This window comes from Saccharothrix lopnurensis (genome assembly GCF_042658445.1).
GTDB classification, from domain to species: domain Bacteria; phylum Actinomycetota; class Actinomycetes; order Mycobacteriales; family Pseudonocardiaceae; genus Actinosynnema; species Actinosynnema lopnurensis.
In genome coordinates this window covers 13,036-34,759 of the sequence record NZ_JBHSQO010000018.1, presented here as the reverse complement: position 1 = coordinate 34,759, position 21,724 = coordinate 13,036, and the positions used below count along the sequence as shown (strand labels likewise).

At 74.2% G+C, this 21,724-nt stretch carries 21 protein-coding genes and 1 pseudogene; 17 read left to right on the top strand and 5 right to left on the bottom strand.

All coding sequences use genetic code 11. The features are described from left to right. Window positions 1–45: 45 nt before the first annotated feature. From ACFP3R_RS19030 to ACFP3R_RS19000, 7 genes are all read left to right on the top strand, one after another. Entirely contained in the window at window positions 46–1,959 is a 1,914-nt protein-coding gene (locus tag ACFP3R_RS19030) for a glycoside hydrolase family 15 protein (RefSeq protein WP_380637574.1), read from the top strand. A gap of 50 nt (window positions 1,960–2,009) precedes the next feature. Further along, window positions 2,010–2,603 (top strand): DUF3558 domain-containing protein, encoded by a 594-nt coding sequence (locus ACFP3R_RS19025; protein WP_380637573.1) that lies wholly within the window; start codon window positions 2,010–2,012, stop codon window positions 2,601–2,603. 87 nt (window positions 2,604–2,690) lie between these two features. Then, window positions 2,691–3,098 (top strand): transcriptional regulator, encoded by a 408-nt coding sequence (locus tag ACFP3R_RS19020; protein WP_380637572.1) that lies wholly within the window; start codon window positions 2,691–2,693, stop codon window positions 3,096–3,098. A gap of 35 nt (window positions 3,099–3,133) precedes the next feature. Then, a complete protein-coding gene (locus ACFP3R_RS19015) occupies window positions 3,134–4,516 on the top strand; it encodes a PPE domain-containing protein (protein WP_380637571.1) in 1,383 nt (460 codons plus the stop codon). 91 nt (window positions 4,517–4,607) lie between these two features. Then, window positions 4,608–5,426: an ESX secretion-associated protein EspG gene (locus ACFP3R_RS19010; RefSeq protein ID WP_380637570.1), complete on the top strand. Its 819-nt coding sequence runs from the start codon at window positions 4,608–4,610 to the stop codon at window positions 5,424–5,426. A 9-nt stretch (window positions 5,427–5,435) separates the two neighbouring features. After that, entirely contained in the window at window positions 5,436–5,816 is a 381-nt protein-coding gene (locus ACFP3R_RS19005; protein WP_380637569.1) for a sterol carrier family protein, read from the top strand. A gap of 14 nt (window positions 5,817–5,830) precedes the next feature. Further along, window positions 5,831–6,154, top strand: a complete 324-nt coding sequence (locus ACFP3R_RS19000; RefSeq protein WP_380637568.1) for a hypothetical protein — start codon at window positions 5,831–5,833, stop codon at window positions 6,152–6,154. Here ACFP3R_RS19000 and ACFP3R_RS18995 read toward each other — a convergent pair. Both ACFP3R_RS18995 and ACFP3R_RS18990 read right to left on the bottom strand, forming a co-directional pair. Further along, the gene (locus ACFP3R_RS18995) at window positions 6,151–8,145 is read right to left on the bottom strand and encodes an alpha/beta hydrolase (RefSeq protein WP_380637567.1); all 1,995 of its coding nucleotides are present in this window, start codon (window positions 8,143–8,145) and stop codon (window positions 6,151–6,153) included. The genes ACFP3R_RS19000 and ACFP3R_RS18995 overlap by 4 nt on opposite strands. Continuing rightward, entirely contained in the window at window positions 8,142–8,456 is a 315-nt protein-coding gene (locus tag ACFP3R_RS18990) for a hypothetical protein (protein WP_380637566.1), read from the bottom strand. The genes ACFP3R_RS18995 and ACFP3R_RS18990 overlap by 4 nt, the downstream gene beginning before the upstream one ends. Before the next feature lie 384 nt (window positions 8,457–8,840). On the opposite strand from ACFP3R_RS18990, the gene ACFP3R_RS18985 reads away from it, so the two are divergent. From ACFP3R_RS18985 to arfB, 6 genes are all read left to right on the top strand, one after another. Further along, window positions 8,841–9,572, top strand: coding sequence for a maleylpyruvate isomerase N-terminal domain-containing protein (locus ACFP3R_RS18985; RefSeq protein ID WP_380637565.1), 732 nt, complete (start codon window positions 8,841–8,843; stop codon window positions 9,570–9,572). Between the two features lie 116 nt (window positions 9,573–9,688). Then, entirely contained in the window at window positions 9,689–11,221 is a 1,533-nt protein-coding gene (gene purF / locus ACFP3R_RS18980) for an amidophosphoribosyltransferase (RefSeq protein WP_380637564.1), read from the top strand. Window positions 11,222–11,287: 66 nt separating this feature from the next. Beyond that, complete coding sequence (gene purM / locus ACFP3R_RS18975; RefSeq protein WP_380637563.1) at window positions 11,288–12,370, top strand: phosphoribosylformylglycinamidine cyclo-ligase; 1,083 nt, start codon at window positions 11,288–11,290, stop codon at window positions 12,368–12,370. 220 nt (window positions 12,371–12,590) lie between these two features. Next, window positions 12,591–13,067, top strand: a complete 477-nt coding sequence (locus ACFP3R_RS18970; RefSeq protein WP_380637687.1) for a SigE family RNA polymerase sigma factor — start codon at window positions 12,591–12,593, stop codon at window positions 13,065–13,067. Further along, window positions 13,064–13,930, top strand: a complete 867-nt coding sequence (locus tag ACFP3R_RS18965) for a hypothetical protein (protein ID WP_380637562.1) — start codon at window positions 13,064–13,066, stop codon at window positions 13,928–13,930. The genes ACFP3R_RS18970 and ACFP3R_RS18965 overlap by 4 nt, the downstream gene beginning before the upstream one ends. Before the next feature lie 9 nt (window positions 13,931–13,939). Further along, window positions 13,940–14,371 carry an alternative ribosome rescue aminoacyl-tRNA hydrolase ArfB gene (gene arfB / locus ACFP3R_RS18960; RefSeq protein WP_380637561.1) on the top strand — a complete coding sequence of 144 codons (432 nt, stop codon included), beginning with the start codon at window positions 13,940–13,942 and terminating at the stop codon, window positions 14,369–14,371. Window positions 14,372–14,523: 152 nt separating this feature from the next. Here arfB and ACFP3R_RS18955 read toward each other — a convergent pair whose 3' ends face one another. Continuing rightward, window positions 14,524–14,985, bottom strand: coding sequence for a hypothetical protein (locus ACFP3R_RS18955; protein WP_380637560.1), 462 nt, complete (start codon window positions 14,983–14,985; stop codon window positions 14,524–14,526). A 502-nt stretch (window positions 14,986–15,487) separates the two neighbouring features. Here ACFP3R_RS18955 and ACFP3R_RS18950 point away from each other — a divergent pair. Then, window positions 15,488–16,096 (top strand): annotated as a pseudogene (locus ACFP3R_RS18950) (class I SAM-dependent methyltransferase); the annotation flags it as partial. 143 nt (window positions 16,097–16,239) lie between these two features. On the opposite strand, the gene ACFP3R_RS18945 reads toward ACFP3R_RS18950, so the two are convergent. Together ACFP3R_RS18945 and ACFP3R_RS18940 are read right to left on the bottom strand one after the other, a co-directional pair. Continuing rightward, a complete protein-coding gene (locus tag ACFP3R_RS18945; protein WP_380637686.1) occupies window positions 16,240–16,902 on the bottom strand; it encodes a response regulator in 663 nt (220 codons plus the stop codon). 41 nt (window positions 16,903–16,943) lie between these two features. After that, complete coding sequence (locus tag ACFP3R_RS18940) at window positions 16,944–18,506, bottom strand: sensor histidine kinase (protein WP_380637559.1); 1,563 nt, start codon at window positions 18,504–18,506, stop codon at window positions 16,944–16,946. A 113-nt stretch (window positions 18,507–18,619) separates the two neighbouring features. Here ACFP3R_RS18940 and ACFP3R_RS18935 point away from each other — a divergent pair, with 113 nt between their 5' ends. The 3 genes from ACFP3R_RS18935 to ACFP3R_RS18925 are packed head-to-tail and all read left to right on the top strand — an operon-like array spanning window position 18,620 to window position 21,647. Continuing rightward, window positions 18,620–19,603, top strand: a complete 984-nt coding sequence (locus tag ACFP3R_RS18935; protein ID WP_380637558.1) for a Bug family tripartite tricarboxylate transporter substrate binding protein — start codon at window positions 18,620–18,622, stop codon at window positions 19,601–19,603. Continuing rightward, window positions 19,600–20,112 carry a tripartite tricarboxylate transporter TctB family protein gene (locus ACFP3R_RS18930; RefSeq protein WP_380637557.1) on the top strand — a complete coding sequence of 171 codons (513 nt, stop codon included), beginning with the start codon at window positions 19,600–19,602 and terminating at the stop codon, window positions 20,110–20,112. Before ACFP3R_RS18935 ends, ACFP3R_RS18930 begins: the two co-directional genes overlap by 4 nt. A 23-nt stretch (window positions 20,113–20,135) precedes the next feature. Next, window positions 20,136–21,647, top strand: a complete 1,512-nt coding sequence (locus ACFP3R_RS18925) for a tripartite tricarboxylate transporter permease (RefSeq protein WP_380637685.1) — start codon at window positions 20,136–20,138, stop codon at window positions 21,645–21,647. Window positions 21,648–21,724: the final 77 nt, after the last annotated feature.

The following is a 21,724-nucleotide window of genomic DNA, read 5'->3' as shown; positions in this document are numbered from 1 at the left end:
TGGACTGTTGTTTGACATGGCCCGCCGCGGTGCACCCAACAGGGCATGACGCCCCCCTTAGTCGCGGTGCTGCTGGCGAGCGCGTTGACCGTCCCCGGTCCCCCGGCGACCTACATGCCCGCCGACAAGCAGGGGTTCGGCACGGCCCGCCAGTCCGAGAGCCCGGTGTGGTTCACCCTCGGCCGCGACGGGCTGAACGAGGTCTTCTACCCCGACCTGAGCACCCCGGCGACCCGGGAGCTCACGCTCGTGGTCGACGGCCGCGCCGCGGCGAACGCCCGCACCGAGCCGATCGGCAGGCTGCGCTACCGCCAGGTGTTCCGCGGTCCCGGCTGGCAGGCCCGCCTCACCTACACCACCGACCCGTCCCGGGCGACCGTCCTGGTCGACGTGGAGTTCTCGGGCCGGCCGGCCGACGTGCGGGTGGTCTTCGACCCGAACCTGTCCCGCGACGGCGACGACGACACCGCCGTGGACCAGCCGGACGCGCTGGTGGCGCGCGACCAGCGGGCCGCGAGCGCCCTGGTCGCCGACCACGGGATCACGCCCGTCAGCGCCACCACCGGCAACGTCGTCCAGACCGGTGAGCTGCGGTTGAGGGGCGGCCGCACCACGCTGGCCCTGGGCTTCGGCGGCACCCCCGAGCAGGCCCTGACCACCGCGCGCTCCTCCCTGGTCGAGGGCTTCCCCCGGCACGCCCGCCGCTACGACCGGGGCTGGGAGGACTACCTGGGGTCGCTGGAGCGCCCGCGCGCCGCCGACCGCGACCTCTACGAGACGTCGATGGCGGTGCTGGCCGCGACCGAGGACAAGCGCAACCCGGGCGCGTTCGTCGCCTCGCCGAGCTTCCCGTGGGCGTTCGGCTCCGACCGCGAGATCGCCCCCGAGTTCGGCTCCTACGCCCTGGTGTGGCCGCGCGACCAGTACCAGGTGGCCAGTGCCCTGCTCGCGGCCGGCGACACCCGGGCCGCGCACCGCGCCCTGGACTTCATGCTCGACGTGCAGCAGCAGCCCGACGGCCACCTGCCGCAGAACACGCGCGTCACCGGCGAGCCGCACTGGACCAACGTCCAGCAGGACGAGCAGGCCGCGCCGATGCTGCTGGCGTGGCTGCTCGGCCGCACCGACCGGGACACCCTCGACGGCCTCGTGCGCGCCGCCGAGTTCATGATCGCCCAGCCGGACGCGCCGTTCACCCAGCAGGAGCGCTGGGAGAACCAGAGCGGGTACTCGCCGGGCACCATCGCCGCCGAGATCGCCGGCCTGGTGTGCCTGGCCGACCTGCTCGGCCGGGTGGGCGACCCGCGCGCCGCCCGGTACCTCGGGATCGCCGACGGCTGGGAGGCCCGGGTCGAGGAGTGGACGGTCACCAGCACCGGCCCGTTCTCCGACCGGCCCTACTACCTGCGGCTCACCAAGGACGGGCAGCCCGACCGGGGCACCACCTACAACCCCGGCGACAACCACCCGACCGAGATCGACCAGCGCGCCGCCGTGGACCCGAGCTTCCTCGAACTGGTGCGCCTGGGCGTCCGGTCGCACGACGACCCGGTGGTGCGCGACACCGTGCGGGTGGTCGACGAGCAGCTCGAGCGCGGCCGGTTCTGGCACCGCTACAACGGCGACGGCTACGGCGAGCGCGCCGACGGCGGCCCCTGGAACCTCGGCCACGGCCGCACCTACGGCCGCACGTGGCCGATCTTCGCCGGCGAGCGCGGCGAGTACGAGCTGCTGGCCGGCGACCAGGGCGCCGCGCGCCGCCGCCTGGCCGACATCGCGTCCGCCGCCAACCCGGGCCGGATGCTGCCCGAGCAGGTGTGGCTGGGCCGCGGCACCACCTCGGCCACCCCGCTGGCCTGGACGCACGCCCAGTACGTGCGCCTGGCGTGGTCGATCGAGGCGGGCGAGCCGGTCGAGCGGCCCGCCGTGGTGGCCTGCCGCTACGCGGAGCGCTGCTGACCCGGCCCGTTCGCGCCGTCGGGCGCGGGCACGTCCGATACGTTGGGCCCATGCCTGGGCTCCCGCGCCGCGCCGTGCCGCTCCTCGCCGCCCTGGCCCTGCTCACGGGCTGCGCCGAGACCACCGGCGGGTCCGCCACCGCGGGTGACCGGGGTCCCGGGCGTTCGGGCGCCGCGTCGAGCGAGCCGACCTCCGCGTCCCGGGCCCCGGCCCGCCCGAGGACGATCGACGTCGGGGGTGTCGACCCGTGCACCGCGCTGACCGACGCGCAGCGCGCGCGGTTCGGCGCCGACCGCCCGCCCCGCGCGGGCACCGCCACCGTCTACGACTCCCCGACCTGCGACTTCTTCCGCGAGGACCGCACGTGGGGCTTCCGCGTGACGACCGTGACCACCACCGGCATCTCCTGGTACACCGACGGCGGCTTCGCCGTGGAGCCGGAGCGCCTGGAGGTCGGCGGCTTCCCGGCGGTGCTCGGCCGCGCCCCCGGCGACGACCAGGTGTGCTTCCTGGGCGTCGACGTCTCCGACGGGCAGATGATCGACGTTCAGGTGTCGAGCTTCGAGGGCACCCCCGTGGACGAGCTGTGCCGGCTCGCACCGCAGATCGCGGGGGCCGTGGTCGAGACCCTGGGGAACCGGTAGCGGTAGTCGGTTCGCAGGCGGAACCACTCACCCGTGTGACGCATCAGAGCTAAAGTCATCCCGAATGCGCACGGTGGGGTGTGCGCGGTGCCGAGGAGGGTGTTCGTGTTCATCGACGGCGGTGGCGGTGGTGGTCCCGCGCAGACCACGCCGGACTACAGCGGGACGCAGCAGAAGCTCAGCATCGAGCCGTCCGCGATCCCCGGCGCCCGGCAGGTCTTCGCCAACGCGCTGGAGGCGCTGGACGCCCAGCTGCGGGACGCCCAGGGCGCGCTGCACGCGCGCGACTGGGCGGGCGACCCGGTCAGCCGGGAGACCGCCGAGAAGTTCAACCAGGACACCTTCGAGTCGGGCGACTCGGCCGCGCTGAACGCCATCCTCGCCTACCGCGAGCAGCTCAGGGGCGTGGTGGAGCAGCTCACCACGATCGAGGCGGACTACCGCCGGGTCGAGGGCGACAACGCCGCGTCCTGGGGACGCGTCGGCAACGACTGACATGACGACCAACGCACCCGAGGGGGGCGAGCACCATGGGTGACCACCGCTGGCGCGGTTACGCACACCCCGATCTGTACCGCATGATCAACGAGGGTCCCGGCGTGGCGGCCTCCCGGCCCGTCGAGGACAAGTGGAAGGCGCTGTCCGAGACCCTGGCCGAGATCGACACGTCCATCCACGACGGACTGGCGAAGCTCGGCGCGGTCTGGGAGGGCTCCAGCGCGAACGCGGCCCAGGCGGCGCTCTCGCCGCTGGGCGAGTGGGCCTCCGACGCGCAGCGCGCCTCGGACGTGATGAAGTCCTCCGCGCAGCTCCAGGGCGAGTACATCGTGGACGCGCGCAAGGAGATGCCCGAGCCGGTCCCGGTGACCACCGAGGCGCCGTCCACCGGTGACAAGATCCTCGGCGCGCTGACCGGACCGGTCGGGATGATGCACGTCATCCAGCAGCAGCAGGACCACGAGCGGCAGGAAGCGGCGCAGGACAACGCCGAGGCCAAGGCCGTCGAGGTGATGAACAGCTACCAGTCCAGCAGCGAGTGGAACAGCAACACGCTGGGCGAGTTCGTGCCGCCGCCGCAGGTCGTCATCGACACCCCGCCGCCCGCCGGCGCCGGCCAGTACAACAGCTACACCGTGGCCCAGAGCGCCGGGCAGCCCTGGACCACGCCCGGTGGCGGCGGCGGTGGCGGCACCACCACGCCGTCGTGGGCCCCGCCGAGCGGCTCGCCCGTGCCGCAGGCCGGCCTGCTGCCCGGCGGCAACGGCACCACGAACCCGTCGTGGGCCCCGCCGGTCAACCCCACGCCGACCCCGCAGCCGGTGCCGCCCCCGCCGGTCGCGGTCAGGCCGCCCGTGGGTCCGCCCCCGATGTGGACGCCGCCGCTGCCCCCGCGCACCGGCCCGGTCCCGCCGAGGGGTCCCGGTGGCCCGGGTGGTCCCGGCGCCCGGCCGAACCCGCCGCCCGGCGCGCGGGTGCCCGGTGGCCCTGGTGGCCCCGGTGTGCCCGGCGGTCCCGGTGCGCGCGGCGGGATGCCCGGTGTGCCCGGTGGTCCGGGGATGCCCAGTGGTCCGGGTGCGCACGGTGGTCCGGGTGCGCACGGTGGTCCGGGTGCGCACGGTGGTGTTCCCGGTGGCCCCAACCCGGCCGGTGCCGGTCCGCGCGGCCCGCTGGCCGGTGGTCCGGGCGGGTTCGGTCCCGGTGGTTTCGGTCCGGGTGGACCGGGTGCCGCCGGTGGTCCGGGTCGTCCCGGTGGCGCGGGCGCGGGCCTGGCCGGTGGCGCCGCGGGCGCCCGCGGCGGCGAGGGCGAGGAGGACCAGGAGCACAAGCCGGCCGACTACCTGGTCGAGACCGACGACGTGTTCGGCGACGACCGGCTCGTCGCACCGCCCGTGATCGGGGAAGTGCCGCAGTAGCAAGTGAGCAGTAGCCAGTGATGCGGGGCACGGGCCCGCGCCGTCCCGGACGGCGCGGGCCCGTGCCCGGCTCCGAGGACCGGGGGTTGGCGTGACGTATTTCGGGGGGCCGGCGGATCGGGAGCCCATCACGCTCTCGGCCGAGGAGTTCGACGTGCTGTGGGAACGCCTGGACCTGGGGCAGGTGCCGCTGGTCATCAAGGTGCCCTCGCCGGGTCGGACGCACCGGGAGCGGGCCGAGGTGGAGCGGCGCGCGTGGCACGGCATCGGCGCCCGCGGGCTCGGCGGGCCCAGCGGCCTGGCGCCGGAGCTGCACCACCTGCTGCGGCAGTTCTCCCGGCCGGAGCGCGAGGTCGACGGCCGGGTCTGGATCGGCCGCAGCGTGCGCGTGCTGGCCGTGGCCAACGGCGACGACGGCGCGGTGGCCACCCTCGACGACAACCGGCTGGCGTTCCGGCGCGCGGCGGGCTCCGGCCTGGCCTCGGCGGTGCTGGGCGCGCTGCCCGCGCACCCCGCCGGCACCGGCCACTCCGTCACCATGCCGAGCGCCGACCTGGAGGCGGCGGTGAAGCGGTCCGACGGCTCGCCCCGGTCGCTGGAGAACTCGCTGCGCGGGCACGGCGTGCGCCAGGAGGACGCGACCACGCTGGTCAAGATGTTCACCGGGCTCGTGCACACCGGCAACTTCGGCGCCGCGGCCCGCGACAAGTACGGCAAGCGGTGCCGGCCCGACCGCGTGGTGGCGTTCTTCGACACCGAGGAGGGGCGCTACCTCCAGCAGCGGCGCGCGTCCAACGGGGCGGAGCCGTGGAGCACGTTCACCCCGACCGACGCCCGGCGGCTCACCCACCACGTGGAGGAGCTGCTGGCCGAGGCGGTGCACTCCGCCGGCCTGCGCGTCGGGCGCTAACCTCGGCCCGTGCCGTCGAAACCCGTCGACCCGCGCGAGGCGCGCGCCGCGGTCGAGGCCGTGCTGCCCTGGCTGACGGGCGAGGGCGTCGACCAGCCGGCGCGCCCGGTGCTCGCGGCGGCCGTCCGGTTGAGCCTGCGGACCCTGGAGCAGGCCGCGCCGGGCCGCAGCGTCGAGGTGCGGGTGCCGCCGTTCGCCGCCGTGCAGTGCGTGGCCGGGCCCCGGCACACCCGCGGCACACCGCCCAACGTGGTCGAGACCGACCCGCGCACGTGGCTGGAGCTGGCCGTGGGCCGGTTGGGCTGGGACGAGGCCGTGGCCGCCGGTCGGGTCACCGCGTCCGGCAGCCGGGCGGACCTGTCGACCGCCCTCCCGGTGCTGCGCTTCTAGCTAAGCTCGACGGCGTGAAGGCGCTCAAGGCGTGTGCCGCCGTCCTCGTGGTCGGAGCCGTGCTCGCCGGTTGCGGCAGCGACTGGTCGGGGGAGCTGCGGCTCAAGGTCGTCCGCATCGTCGAGACGAACGACGACGCACCCACGCGGGTCGGCATGGAGCTGGACGGGGACCAGCCCGACGCGCCCCACACCGGCACCTACGGCGCGGACCTGGACGAGCTGCCCGAGGGCGTCGCCGTCGGGGACGTGGTGATCTGCACCGTCACCAAGACCGACGAGAACGGCCTGGACGGCGTCGACCCGAAGTACGACGTCGGGCCCTGCCGAGCCGCCTAGAACCAGGACCCCACGGTCCGGTCCCACACGTCGCCCGCGCCCTCCACGACGTCGCGGCCGAACTCGACCACGTCGCCGACCCCGCCGACCACCACGTCCGCCGTGTCGCCGACCAGCTCCTTGCCGGTGTTCAGCAGACCGGTGCCGGCCTCGGACCAGTTGCCGTTCCACGCCTCGCGGCCGGCGCCGTAGAGGCCGGTGCCGACGTCCATGCCCAGGTCCGCGACGCCCGCGGCGGTGCCCGTGACGAGGTCGACCGCCGGGCCCACCACCGGGACGTTCGAGTACGGGCCCGAGGGACCCAGCGGATCGTCGTACCACGCCTGCCCGGTCACCGAGGCGCCCTCGCCGGTCGCGATGCGGGCCAGGTTCCGCACCGACTCCGAGTTCGGCGTGTAGTACTCGGAGTGCGCGCCGTGGATCATCGTCGAGTCGGTGGTGCCGAACGTCCGCGCGCCGAACGCGTCGTCGTACGGGCCGGTCGACGAGCCGTCCTCGGTGAACCAGGTCGAGCTGGTGCCTTGCACGACCGGGTCGTGCTCGGTCGCGCCGACGTACACGTGGCCCTCGCCCACCGACAGCTGTCCTACGTGCGAGGCGCCCACCCCGGGCGAGCCGACGAACGCGATGTCGTCGGCGGCCAGGCCGTTCATGCCCGCGTAGCCCACGGTCGTGGAGCCGTAGGAGTGGCCGATCACGGTCAGGTGCTGGCGGTTGCCCGCGGCCTCGGCGGCCGCGCGGTAGCCGTTGACGTCGGCGACCAGGTTCGCGCCGCCCTCGCGGGCCTGCGCCGGGTTGTCCACCTCGCCGATCGCCCAGCCCGGGGCGTCGTAGCCGAGCCACTGGATGGTGGCGTTGCCCTCCGCGCCCATGGCCTGGCGCAGGTTGCCCGCCTGGCTGACCGAGAAGCCGTCCAGCGTCGACCCGGTGCCGGGGACGGCCACGGCGAGGTTGCGGGCCGTGTCCGGGTCGCCGTAGGCGAGGGCCGTCGCGCCGTCGCCGCGCGGGCCGTACGGGTCCCACGCCAGCACGCGGACGTCCGCCTTGCCCTCGGCGTTCAGCCAGCCCTGGTCCTGCGAGAACACCTCGGCCTCGGCGATGCTCTGCCGGACCTTCGCGGCGTTCTCCGCCTTGGTCGCGGCCTCCTGCCGCTGCTCCACCATCTGCGCGTACCGCGGGTCGTTGAGCAGCCGCGTCAGGTCGCCGGAGTCCTTCGGGTCCAGCCCCAGCTCGCGGGCCCGCTCGGTCATCCGCGAGTCGAGCTGGTCGCGCTCGGCGGAGAAGCGCCGGAGGTCGTCGTCGATGCGCAGCCGGTTGGCCTGGTCGAGGACGCCCGAGGGCAGGCCGCGCAGCCGGCCCAGCTCCTGGAACCGGGTGCGCACCAGCTCGTCCTGCTGCTCCTTGCCCAGCGACTTCCACCAGGCGGCGACCTGGCGCGGGTCGGTGCCCGGCGCGGGCACGGCGGCGGTGGTGCGCAGGGCCGTCGCGGTGGCGTTCCAGCCGGGGTCCTGGGCCGCGGTCTCGGCGAAGCCGGGGCGGACCTGGCCGAGGGCGCGGGCGTAGCTGCGCAGGACGCGCTCGTAGCTGTTCTTGACGTTGGTGAGCTGCTCGTTGACGCGGTTGGCCAGGTCGCGGGTCTGGGCCTCGTCCAGCGCGGGGGAGCGGCCGCGCCAGAAGTCGATCAGCTGGTCGGCGCTGCCGCGCATCCGACCGTAGGCGCGGGAGGCGGCCTGGACGACGTCCGCGCCGGCGGCCAGGCGCTCACCGGAGACGGTCGCGGACCGGGCGGACAGGTCGGCGCGGCCCTGGAAGCCGGCGGCGGCGTCGCCCCGCCAGGTGGAGGTCGCGGTGGAGCCGCCGGCCGTGACCGACTCGCCCGCGCGGCCCACCGCGCTCCTGGCGCCGGTGATGGGGTCGGCCGCGGCGGCGACGCGGCCCGCGTCGCCCGTGGCCAGCCGGGCGTACAGGGCCTCGGGGTCGGTGTAGCTCACGCCAGGCCCCCCTCGATGCCGCGGAAGGCGGTGTGCGAGTCGTCGTCGGCGCGCTGGTAGGCGTCGGCGTTCTCGTTGAGCCCGTCGCCGGCGTCGCGGTACCAGGCGCTGCCGCGTCGCAGGTCGTCGGACTGCTCGCCGGACCACCTGGTCAGGGCGTCGACGAACTCGGCGGCCGCGGGGACCTGGCCCAGCGCGTCGGCCTCCAGCCTGAGCATGGAGATCAGCTCCGCGCCGTCCGCCGCCGCGTCCGAGCCCTCGTGGAACTGCTTGGACGCCGCGCGCAACTGCTCTGGTTGCACACCGAACACGGTTGTCCACCCTTCGTGCCGCCGGGCCGCTGGGAGTGCGACGCATCGTCATCTTCTCCGGTTCCCCGTGCGTTGCGAACGGGTCGGGTGGCGGTACCTGCGGGTCTCCTCCCGGCGCGTGCCCGGCCCCCGCGAGATCACCCGTACGTGATCTTGCCTGATTCGAACAAGCGTTCGAACATGGGCTCATGACCTCATCACCGGCTTTCCGCTCCCCGCGTCCGCCTTCCGCAGCTCTTCCCTCCTCCCCGCGTTCTCCTCTCCCCCGTTCTCCCTCGCCCTCCCCTCCGGCCGGCCGGAACCTCCGGTCGCTCCTCCCACTCCAACCCCCGGGCAGGTGCGGCACGATGACCGCTACTTGCGAACCGAGCGGGGAGGCTGCACGTGCCAGGAGGGTGGACCACCCAGCGGTGGACCGGGGTCTTCACCGAGCAGGCGGCGATGTTCCGGGCGGCGGTCGGCAAGGCCGATCCCGCGGCCCCGGTGCCCAGCTGCCCGGGGTGGACCTTCACCGAACTGACCCTGCACGTCGGGCGGTTCCTCGAAACGTCGCTGGAGTACCTGCGCACCGGCAGCACCGTCCGGCTCCGGCTGCCCCCGCCGCCCACCGGGGTCGCCCCGGTCGAGTACCTCGACACCCAGTTGGCCAAGGCCGCCGAGATCCTGCCCTCCGTCCCGGGCAACCGGGCCGCGTGGACGTTCTCGCCCGCCGCGCCGGACCTGGCGTGGGTGTGGCACCGCCGCCTCGCCCACGAGTTGGACCTGCGCCGCTGGGACGCCCAGGCCGCGCTGCGGGAGCTGGTGGTCGGCGACGCCGACTTCGCGGTGGACGGCATCGACGAGGCGCTGACCACCCTGCTCGCCGCGAAGTACGCCACCGACGTGCCCCCGACCACCGAGGGCACCGCGCTCGTCCAGCTCACCGACGTGCCGGAGGCCCGGGTCGTGACCTTCGCGCCCGGCCAGGTCCCCGAGGTGCGGGCGGCGTGGCCCGGCGAGGAGGCCGACCTCCTGGTGACCGGCGAGGCGCAGATCGTCCACTACGGCCTGTGGGGGCGGCTGCCGGTCGAGCACACCGGCGACGAGCGGGTCTGGTTCGCGCTGAAGCTCGACTGAGCGCGCTGACCAGGGGTGCGTTTCGTCACGTCCCGGGATTTGCCAGGGGCTGGTACCACCACCCGACAGCCTTACACTCGTTGGTGCAGCCCGACCTCGTCGCTAGGGAGCACTCGGTGGTCACCGACCAGTCCGCAACCGGCCGAACCGACCACGCAGAACAGGAAGAACGCGAACCCCGCGAAGAATGCGGTGTGTTCGGTGTCTGGGCCCCGGGCGAAGAGGTCGCGAAGATGACCTACTACGGCCTGTACGCCCTCCAGCACCGCGGCCAGGAGGCGGCCGGCATCTCCGTCGGCGACGGCAGCCAGGTGGTGGTCTTCAAGGACCTCGGCCTGGTCAGCCAGGTGTTCGACGAGCAGGTGCTGTCCAGCCTGCACGGCTACGTCGCCGTCGGCCACTGCCGCTACTCGACCACGGGCTCCACGACGTGGGAGAACGCGCAGCCGACGTTCCGCACCACGGCCACCGGCTCCGGCCTGTCGCTCGGCCACAACGGCAACCTGGTGAACACCGCCGAGCTGCTGGTGAAGGCCCGGGACGCGGGCGTCGACACCAAGCGCGGCGCGACCACCGACTCCGACCTGGTGTGCGGCCTGCTGGCCGCCCACGCCGCCGACATCGGCATCGAGCAGGCGGCCATGGAGCTGCTGCCGACGCTGCGCGGCGCGTTCTGCCTGGTGTTCTCCGACGAGTCGACGCTGTACGCGGCCCGCGACCCGCAGGGCGTGCGCCCGCTGGTGCTCGGCCGGCTGGAGCGCGGCTGGGTCGTGGCGAGCGAGACGGCGGCGCTGGACATCGTGGGCGCGTCGTTCGTGCGCGAGGTCGAGCCGGGCGAGCTGATCGCGATCGACGAGAACGGCCTGCGGTCCAGCCGGTTCGCCAACCCCGAGCCCAAGGGCTGCATCTTCGAGTACGTCTACCTGGCCCGCCCGGACACCACCATCGCCGGCCGCTCCGTGCACGCCACCCGCGTCGAGATCGGCCGCCGGCTCGCGGTGGAGCACCCGGTCGAGGCCGACCTGGTCATCCCCGTGCCCGAGTCCGGCACGCCCGCCGCCATCGGCTACGCCCAGGCCAGCGGCATCCCGTACGGATCGGGCCTGGTCAAGAACGCCTACGTCGGCCGCACCTTCATCCAGCCGTCGCAGACGATCCGCCAGCTGGGCATCAGGCTGAAGCTGAACCCGCTGCGCGACGTCATCCGCGGCAAGCGCCTGGTGGTCGTGGACGACTCGATCGTGCGCGGCAACACGCAGCGCGCCCTGGTCCGGATGCTGCGCGAGGCCGGCGCGGTCGAGGTGCACGTGCGGATCGCGTCGCCGCCGGTGAAGTGGCCGTGCTTCTACGGCATCGACTTCGCCTCCCGCGCCGAGCTGATCGCCAACGGCCTGGACAACGACGGCATCCGCCGGTCGGTCGGCGCCGACAGCCTGGGCTACGTGTCGCTGGAGCAGCTCGTCGCCGCCAGCGAGCAGCCGAAGACCCGCCTGTGCACGGCGTGCTTCGACGGCGACTACCCGATCCCGCTGCCCGAGGACGCGCTGATCGGCAAGCACCTGCTGGAGGGCATCCGGGGCGTTTCGGGCTCGGCCACCCCCGTGCTGCCGAACGGGTACGGTGCCGAGGACGCCCTGCAACGGCCCTGACACGCGGGCCGGTGGGGACGACGAGCAGGAGCACGGGCCTCGGAGAAAGCCGGATGCCCGCCGACCATGGAGCACAGTGACGTGACGGACAGCGCCAAGGCGACCTACGCCGCAGCTGGGGTAAGCATCGAAGCCGGCGACGAGGCGGTGGAGAAGCTCAAGCCGTGGGCGGCGAAGGCGCAGCGTCCCGAGGTGCTCGGCGGCATCGGCGGCTTCGCGGGCCTGTTCCAGCTCAAGCTGGACCGCTGGAAGGAGCCGGTGCTCGCCTCCTCGACCGACGGCGTCGGCACGAAGATCGCGGTCGCGCAGGCGATGGACAAGCACGACACCATCGGCGTCGACCTGGTCGCCATGGTCGTGGACGACCTGGTGGTGTGCGGGGCCGAGCCGCTGTTCATGCAGGACTACATCGCCATCGGCAAGGTCGTGCCGGACAAGGTCGCGGCCCTGGTCAAGGGCATCTCGGAGGGCTGCGTGCAGGCGGGCTGCGCGCTGCTGGGCGGCGAGACCGCCGAGCACCCCGGCCTGATGGGCGCGAACGACTACGACATCTCCGGCACGGGCGTCGGCGTGGTCGAGGCGTCCGCCATGCTCGGGCCGGACCGGGTGCGCACCGGCGACGTGGTCATCGCCATGGGCTCCTCCGGCCTGCACTCGAACGGGTACTCGCTGGCCAGGCACGTGCTGCTGGAGATCGCCCGGATGCCGCTGGAGGGCCACGTCGAGGAGTTCGGCCGCACCCTCGGCGAGGAGCTGCTGGAGCCGACCCGCATCTACGCCAAGGACTGCCTGGCCCTCGCGGCCGAAGCGGAGGTCCGGACGTTCGCCCACGTCACCGGCGGCGGCCTGACCGCCAACCTGGCCCGCGTGCTGCCGCCGGGCGTGCGCGCCGACCTCAACCGGGGCACCTGGACCCCGGCGCCCGTGTTCGCCCTGATCGCCCAGCGCGGCCGGGTCGAGCGCGAGGAGATGGAGAAGACGTTCAACATGGGCATCGGCATGGTCGCCGTGGTCGCCCCCGAGGACGTCGACCGGTCGCTGGCCGTGCTGACCGCCCGCCACGTCCCGGCGTGGGTCCTGGGCGAGATCGTCCCCGCCGACGGCGCCACCGCCACCGCCACCCTGGCGGGTGACCACCCGAGGTTCTGACGAAAGGGCGGACCACCCGATCGGGTGGTCTCCAGCCCGAAGACGTACGGAAACACCGTTACCGTCATCGGTTGAAAAAATAAATCGGAGCCCCTCAACCCGACCCTCGTCCCGGAGCAACCCCCCGAGGTCGCCGCGCCGTACCAAGCGGCGACCGAGGAGGTACCGGGTGGACCGGGAAAGTGAGTTCGGCGAGTACGTCGACGCCCGCGCACTGGTGATGCGGCGAACCGCCTACCTGCTGTGCGGCGACTGGCACCGCGCCGAAGACCTGGTGCAGACGGCGTTGACCAAGCTCTACGTCGCCTGGCCCAGGCTCCGGCGCGACGGCGCGGTGGACGCCTACGCGCGCAAGGTGCTGGTGCGCACGGCGATCGACGAGTCCCGGCTCGCCTTCCGCCGCCGTGAAACGGTGGTCGACACCGTCCCGGACCGCCCGACCCCCGAGTCCGGGTCCGCCTGGTCCGCGCCCGCCCTGCCCACCGGGTCCGCGGACCTCGACGTGCGCCGCGCCCTGGCGGCCCTCCCGCCGGGCCGGCGGGCCGTCGTGGTGCTGCGCTACTGGGAGGACCTGAGCGTCACCGAGACCGCCCGCCTCCTCGGGCGCACCGAAGGCACCGTGAAGAGCCAGGCGGCCAAGGGCTTGGCCGCGCTGCGCACCCTTCTCGGCCACGACGTCCTGGAGGAGCAGCGATGACCGACATCAAGCAGGCCCTGGCCGCGGCGTTCGACGAGGAGCCGCCGCTGACCATCGACCGCGCGGCGATCCTGCGGACCGGTCGCCGCCGGGCGGCCTTCCGCCGCGGCTACATCGCGGTCACCGTGCTGGCCACCGCCGCGGTCGTGTGCGTCCCGGCCGTGCTCGGGTCCGGTGGGGGAGGCGGGAGTGCGCAGGTCGGGGGCGTTCCGCCCTCCGGGGCGCCGCTGCCGACGGCGCCGAGCACGTCGGTGACCGCGAGCGCGTCCCCCGCCACCACCGTCACCGGCGCCCCGGTGTCCACCGGTCCGTCCACGACCTGGGTGACCAGTTCGCCGGGCTCCGCGACCAGCACGTCGGTCACCGCGCCCGTGCCCCCCGTGCCACCGACCGCGCGGCGCGCGTCCGAGCTGACGCAGCTGCTGGCCTCGTCCGGCGCGATCCCGGCGGGCGCGCAGTTCCAGCCGTACCCGGGTTACCCGACGGAGCCGTGGGAATTCGCGGTCGACGAGGGTGGGTACGAGGCCGTCGCCGACGTGACCACCGCCGCGGGGCGCGGCCGGGTGATGGTCAGCCTCGGCGGTGGCGAGGCGCCGAAGTGCGACCCCGCGTTCAACACCCCCAGGTCGACCTGCGAGAACCGGGTGGTGGAAGGTCGCTCGATCGTGGTGTGGGTGACGACGAGCAACGACGTCCGGCCCGTCACGTTCGTCGCGGTCTGCACGAGCAGGTCGGACGGGACCCTGGTCGAGGCGACCGCCATGAACGGCGACCCCGGCAAGACCGGCGTCACGGGCGCCAACCCGCCGCTCACCGCCGAGCAGCTGGCAAAGATCGCGACACTGCCGGGGTTGACCTTCTAACCTGTAAGGGTGACGGAGGACCTGGTCGTGACGCGGACGCTGGTGGTGCCGGCGGCCGAGTTGAGCGAGCGGTTCTCGCGGTCCTCGGGTCCCGGCGGCCAGGGCGTGAACACGGCGGACAGCCGGGTCGAGCTGTCGTTCGACCTGGTCGGCTCGCCGTCGGTGCCCGGGTGGTTGCGCGGCCGCATGATCGCGCGCCTGGAGAAGCGCCTGGTGGACGGCGTGCTGACGGTCGCCGCGAGCGAGCACCGGGCCCAGTTGCAGAACCGCGCGGCCGCCCGCGAGCGCCTGGCCCGGATCCTGCGCGAAGCCGCCGCGGCCCCGCCACCGGTTCGCCGCGCGACCAAGCCGACCAAGGGGTCGCAGGAACGCCGGATCGCGGAGAAGAAGCGCCGGGCCCGGACGAAGCAGGGCCGTCGCGGCGACGGCGGGTGGGACTGAGGCCCACGCTGTCGGTGCCGACCGGTGCCGCGTGATGCCACCCGGTGCTGGCCGCTGTTGGCCGCTGCTGTCGCCGCCAACTGGTGTCGCCTGATCCCACCCGGTGCCGTCGGCGCTGGCCAGCATCGCGCAGGGGAGCAGCAGGCCCGTGCCTATGCCTCCCGGGTGAATGGGCCCGCCGGGGCCAGCGGGGTGAGCCAAGCCCGCAGCACCTGGGGCGAAGCGGCGGCGGACCGGCGTGCCACCACCTCGCCGTGGTCCAGCGCTACCAGCGGGGCGGCCCGGTTCGGGAGCGGCAACGGGTACAGGATCAACTCGTCCGGGATCACGCCCGCCGGCGATACCGGGAAGTGGGCCCTGAGCAGTTCGAGCGACAGCTCGGTCGGCTCCGTCCCGGCCAGGTCGTCGGGGATCGCCATCACCAGCAGCGCGACCTCGGTGGCGACCTCGCCGCCCGGGTGGAGCCGCGTGTACATGTGCTCGCCGAGGATGCCGTGCAGCGGGTAGGTGGCCGCGAAGAACCGGCCCGGTCGCGTTCCGCCGAGGCGGGGTTCCGGCAGGGCTGCGGTGAGGAAGTGGGCGGTGCCGGCCGGGGGGCTCGGCAAGGCGGTCACGGGATGAGCGGTCACGGGATGAGCGGTCACGGGGTGAGCGACTGCGGTGGCGTCAGCGGTGTGGGCGGTCGTGGAGTGGGTGGTCATCGGAGGGTCCTCCGGTTCCGAACGTCGGGTTCCGAACGTCGGGTGTTGTGACATCGGGTGTCGTGGTCCTCGCCGGCCACTCGCTCACCGAAGGTGGGAAACCGGCCGGCGTGCCGCGAGCACGCCACCTCGGCGCGGGAATCGACATCCCGCACCCGGCCGGGACCGACCGCGCGCCGTGCTCCGCACCCTCACCGGGCGCGGACGGCGTCACGTCGTCCCGGAGCGGAACCACCGGGGCGGGATTCGCCACGTGCTCGGCGCCTGTTCGGCGAAGGCGGCCCGGTGTCAACACTCACGGTAGGTCGGCCCCGGGGGCATCGCACCTCGGGCCGATCGCCTTCCACTGGCCCGATCCGACGACCCCGATCGGGCACTAACCTCACCTTCCGTGACCGAGCCGGATTTCCTGACCATGGCCCGCACCGCCTACGACACCGTCGCCGCCGACTACGCCGACCTCCTGCGCGACAGCCTCGTCACCCCCGCCGGCACGGCCGACCGCGCGGTCCTGCGCATGTTCGCCGACCTGGTCGACGGCCCGGTGGCGGACGTCGGCTGCGGTCCCGGGCGGATCACCGGGCACCTGCGCTCGCTCGGCGTCGACGCGTTCGGCGTGGACCTGTCGCCGGGGATGGTGGCCGTCGCCCGGCGCGAGCACCCGGACCTGCGGTTCGAGGTGGGTTCGATGCTGGACCTGGACCTGCCGGACGCCTCGCTCGGCGGCGTGCTGGCCTGGTACTCGGTGATCCACGTCCCCTGGGACTCTCACCCGGCCGTGTTCGCGGAGTTCCACCGCGTCCTCGCGCCGGGCGGTCTGCTGCTGCTCGCCTTCCACGTCGGTGACGCCGTGCGGCGGTTGGAGCACGCCTACGGGCACGACATCGAGCTGGACGCCTACCGGCTCCGGCCCGAGCAGGTGCTGGAGCAGCTCGCCGCCGCCGGGTTCGCGCCGCACACCCGCCTGGACCGCGAGCCGGTCGGGGTGGAGAAGACGCGGCAGGGCTACCTGATCGTGCGCAAGGCCAACCCCGCCACCAGGCCCGACCACGATGCCCGGCCCGACCATGACGCCCGGCGCGGTCGAGAGGACCGGCCCGACCATGACGCCCAGCCCGACCACGACGCCCGGCGCGGCCGAGAGGACCGCCGGTCCACCCCCGAAGCTCAACCCCGCCACACGTAGAGCCGCTCCGGCCGCCCGGCGCCCCCGTACTTCAGCCGCACCTCCGCACGCCCCGTGCCCACGAAGTGCTCCAGGTAGCGCCGGGCGGACACCCGCGCCAACTCGGTCACCGCCGCGCACTCGCTCGCGGACACCCCGTCCGGCCGCTCCCGCAGCACCCCCTCCACCAGGTCCGCGGTCTGCGTGCTCAACCCCTTGGGCAGCGCCCGCCGCGGCCGCGCGCCGAACACCTCGTCCACGTCCGCCTGCCCCGCCGACGCCAGCCCGCCCAGCCTCCGGTCGAGCGCGGCGAAGTGCGCGAGCTGGTCCCGCAGCGCCGCGTACTCGAACGGCTTGATCAGGTAGTGCAGCACCCCGCCGCGCATGGCGCGTCGCACCGTCTCCACGTCCGTGGCCGCGGTGATCACGATGACGTCCACGTCGTCGGCCAACCCGCGCAGCTCCCGCAGCACGGTCAGCCCGTCGAGGTCCGGCAGGTACACGTCCAGCAGCACCAGGTCCGGCCGCAGCTCGCGCACCAGCCGCAGCGCGTCCGCGCCGGTGTGCGCGACGCCGACCACCTCGAACCCTGGCGTGCGCGCCACGTACCCGCCGTGGACCTTCGCGACCATGAAATCGTCGTCCACCACGACGACCCTGATCACCCCGGCACCGCCCACCCCGGCACCGCTCACGCCCCCACCGCTCACGCCCCCACCGCCACCGGCAACCGGGCGGTGAACACCGCGCCGCTCCTCCCGGGCCCCTCCTCGTTGCGCACCCGCACGGACCCGCCGCGCCGCAGGCACGCCTGCCGCGTCAGGGCCAGCCCGAGCCCCCGCTGCCCCTGCGCCGCGGCCTTGGTGGTGAACCCGTGCCGGAACACCTCCTCGGCCAGCTCCGGCGCCACCCCTGGCCCGGAGTCGCGCACCACCACGAGCACCTCCGCCCCGGACGAGCGCACCAGCACCTCCACCCACCCCTGCCCGCCCAGCGCGTCCAGCGCGTTGTCGACGAGGTTGCCGATCACCGTCACCAAATCCGTGGACAGCGCCTCGTCGACCACGCCGAGCCCGCTCCCGGGGTCCATCCGCAGCCCGGTGCCGCGTTCGGCGGCCAGGCTGGACTTGGCGACCAGCAGCGCCGCCACGGCGGGGTCGGCGACCTTCGAGGCGACCTCGGCCCGCCACGCGCCCCGGGCGGTGTTGACGCGGCTGATGAACCCGCGCACCTCGTCGTACTCGCCCAGCTCGACCAGGCCGGCGATGGTGTGCAGGCGGTTGCTGAACTCGTGGGCCTGTGCCCGCAGCGTGTCGGTGGCGTGCCGGGTGGCGTCGAGCTCGTCGCGCAGCGTCATCAGCTCGGTGCGGTCGCGCAGCGTGACGACGGCGCCGTGGACGTCCAGCGGCATCCGGTTGAGCGTCAGCACCCGGCCGCCGGCCAGCGCGAGCTGGTCCTGGCCGGTGGCGCGCCCGGTGAGCACGTCGCGCAGCCGCTCGTCGAGCTCCAGCGCGTCCACGGCCCGGCCGACCGCGTCGGCGGGCAGCGCCAGCAGGGTCCGCGCGTGGTCGTTGACCAGCGTGACCCGGTGCTGCGGGTCGAGCGCGACGACGCCTTCCTTGATGCCGTGCAGCAGTGCCTCCCGGTACTCCACGAGCGCGGTGATCTCGTGCGGTTCCAACCCGAGCGTCTGGTTCTTCACCCGGCGCGCGAGCAGCAGCGACCCGGCCACGCCGATGACCAGCGCGACGCCGAGCAGCCGCAGCGCGTTGTCGGGCGAGTCCAGCACACCCTCCCAGAACCCGGGCGCCCGCTGCCCGGCGGCGACCAGCCCGATCACCCGGCCGTCGTCGCCGATCACCGGGACGTGCGCGACGGTCGCGCCGGCCAGCTCGCCCACCCACGACCGGCCGGCGGGGGCGGTGCTGCCGCCGAGGTCGAGCGGTTCGCCGACCTGGCCGGGGTCCGGGGAGGTCAGGACCTCGCGCGCCGGGTCGGTGATGATCACGTAGCTGGCCCCGGACAGGCTGCGGGCGCTCTCCGCGAACGGCGGCAGCGCGTAGTGCCGCAGCGGGTCGGCCAGCGACGCGCGCACGCCGGCGGTCGCGGCCACGTCCTCGGCTACGGAGAGCATCCGGCGTCCCTCGGTCGTGCGGAAGTTGTTCCCCGCCTGGACGACGGACAGCACACCGACCGCGCACAGCAGCGCCACGACGACCACCAGTTGCCACACGAGCAGCTGACGGGCGAGCGATCCGCGGCCTCCCATCGCCAACCTCCGTGACCACAAAGAACAAAAGAACCCTTAGGGGCGCAAGCGGGACTTCCCTGTTTACACGAGTGCAACATGTCCAACCACGCGGCAGAGAGGCGGGGATCACAGTGCGGATCAGGAACTGGCCGGCGGTCGTCGGCGCCCTGGCGGTCGTCGTCCTGGTGCCGCCGCTGCTGACCTCCGGCGCGGAGAGCGGCACGGCGTCGCTGCGCGGGCTGCGGGTGCTGGTGCCGAACGCGCCGGGCGGCGGCTACGACGTGACCGCGCGCACCGCGGCCAAGGCCCTGGAGGACACCGACCTGATCCGCAACGCCGAGGTGTTCAACCTGCCGGGCGCGGGCGGCACGGTCGGCCTGGGCCGCACGGTCGGCGAGCGCGGCAACGGCAAGCTGGTCATGTCGATGGGCCTGGGCGTGGTGGGCAGCGTCTACACGAACAAGGCGCCGTCCTCGCTGCTGGACACCACGCCGATCGCCAAGCTCATCGAGGAGCCGGACATCGTGGTGGTCGGCGTGGACTCGCCGTACCGGACGCTGGCCGAGCTGGTCGCGGCGTGGAAGGCGGCGCCGGGCGCGGTGACGGTCGGCGGCGGCTCGTCGCCGGGCGGGCCGGACCACCTCGCGCCGATGCTGGTGGCCAAGGCCGTCGGCCTGGACCCGCGGTCGGTCAACTACGTGGCGTTCGACGGCGGCGGCGAGCTGCTGGCGTCCGTGCTGGGCGGCAAGGTCGCGTTCGGCGTGTCGGGCATCGGCGAGTACCGGGACCAGATCGAGGCCGGGCAGCTGCGGGTGCTGGCGGTGACCAGCGGCGACCGGCTGCCCGGCGTGGACGCCCCCACGCTGCGGGAGTCCGGTGTGGACGTCGAGTTCACCAACTGGCGCGGCGTCGTCGCGCCGCCGGGGATCGCGGACACCGACCGGGCCCGGCTGGTGGACCTGTTCACCGACCTGCACGGCACGGCGCAGTGGCGCGAGGCGGTGGCCCGCAACGGCTGGACCGACGCGTTCGCGCCCGGCGAGGAGTTCGGCGCGTTCCTGCGCGAGGAGAACGAGCGGGTGGCGTCCGTGCTGAAGGAGCTGGGGCTGGCATGAGGGAGGTCGGGGTGGGCAAGGCGTGGTTCCGGGAGCGCTCGGAACTGGGGGTGTCCGCGGTCCTGGTGGGCCTGGGCGCGCTGGTCCTGGTCGACGCGGCGCGGATCCACACCGACTTCGCCCAGCGCGGACCGGTCGGGCCGAAGGCCGTGCCGATCGCGGTGGGCGTCGGGCTGCTGGTGGTGGCCGCGCTGCTGGCGCGCGACGTGCTGCGCGGCGGTCGCGGCGAGGCGGAGGGCGGCGAGGACGTCGACCTGGACGCGCCCGCCGACTGGCGCACCGTGCTGCTGCTGTGCGGGGCGTTCCTGGCCAACGCCGCGCTGATCGGCGTGGTGGGCTTCCCGATCTCCGGCGCCGTCCTGTTCTGGGGCGCCGCCTACGCGCTGGGCAGCCGCCACTTCACCCGTGACCCGCTGATCGCCGCCGGGCTGTCGGTGGGCACGTACCTGGTGTTCAACAACCTGCTCGGCGTTCCCCTGCCCGGCGGGCCGCTGGTGGGGGTGCTGTAGCCGTGGAATCGCTCACCAACCTCATGGGCGGGTTCGCCACCGCCCTGACGCCCACGCACCTGCTGCTCGCGGCGCTGGGCGTGCTGCTGGGCACCGCGATCGGCGTGCTGCCGGGCATCGGCCCGGCCATGGCCGTGGCGCTGCTGCTGCCGGTGACCTACGGCCTGGAGCCGACCGGCGCGTTCATCATGTTCGCGGGCATCTACTACGGCGGCATGTTCGGCGGCTCGACCACGTCGATCCTGCTCAACACGCCGGGCGAGAGCGCGGCGGTGGTCGCGGCGATCGACGGCAACCCGATGGCCCGCGCGGGCCGCGGGTCGCAGGCGCTGGCGACGGCCGCGATCGGCCACTTCGTCGGCGGCGTCATCGGCACGGTGCTGCTGGTGCTGCTCGCGCCGACGGTGGCCGAGCTGGCCGTGGACATCGGCGCGCCCGACTTCTTCGCGATCATGGTGCTGGCGTTCATCGCGGTCACGTCGGTGCTCGGCGCGTCCCGCGTGCGCGGGTTCGCCTCGCTGCTCATCGGCCTGGCCATCGGCCTGGTCGGGCTGGACGAGGCGACCGGCCAGCAGCGGCTCACGTTCGGCTCGCTGCACTTGGCCGACGGCGTGGACGTGGTGGTCGTCGCGGTCGCCCTGTTCGCGGTGGGCGAGTCCCTGTGGGTCGCGGCGCACCTGCGCCGCAAGCCGCACCAGCCGATCCCGGTCGGCCGCGCGTTCCTGGGCCGCGAGGACTTCCGGCGCTCGTGGAAGCCGTGGCTGCGGGGCCCGCTGATCGGGTTCCCGTTCGGCGCGGTGCCCGCGGGCGGCGCGGAGATCCCCACCTTCCTGTCCTACGTGGCGGAGAAGCGGCTGTCCAAGCACCGCGACCAGTTCGGCAAGGGCGCGATCGAGGGCGTGGCCGGCCCGGAGGCGACGGCCAGCGCGTCCGCGGCGGGCACGCTGGTGTCGATGCTGACGCTGGGCCTGCCCACCACGGCGGTGGCCGCGGTGATGCTGGCGGCGTTCCAGCAGTACGGCATCCAGCCCGGTCCGCTGCTGTTCGAGCGGGAACCCGCGCTGGTGTGGGGCCTGATCGCGTCGCTGTTCGTCGGCCTGTGCCTGCTGCTGGTGCTGAACCTGCCGCTCGCGCCGGTCTGGGCGAAGCTGCTGCGCATCCCGCGGCCCTACCTGTACGCGGGCATCCTGTTCTTCGCCAGCGTGGGCGCGTACGCGGTCAACGCCGACATCTTCGACCTGCTCGTGATGTTCGTGATCGGCGTGCTGGGCTTCGTGATGCGCCGCTACGGGCTGCCGGTGCTGCCGGCGATCATCGCGGTCATCCTCGGCCCGGCCGCCGAGCAGCAGATGCGGCGGGCGCTCCAGCTGTCGGACGGCTCGCTGACCGGGCTGGTGAACACGCCGTTCTCGATCGCCGTGTACGCGGTGGTGGCGCTGCTGCTGGCGTGGCCGCTGGTGCGGCGGCTGATCCGGAAGCCCGCGCCGCCGGCCGGGCCCTCACCCCAGGCGGAGCGGCCGAAGGTGGACGCCTGACCGAGCCGGGGAACCCCTGCCGCGGCACGCCCGCCGCCCGCGCTCGGCGGGCGTGCCGCTCCCCTTCCCGGTGGCCG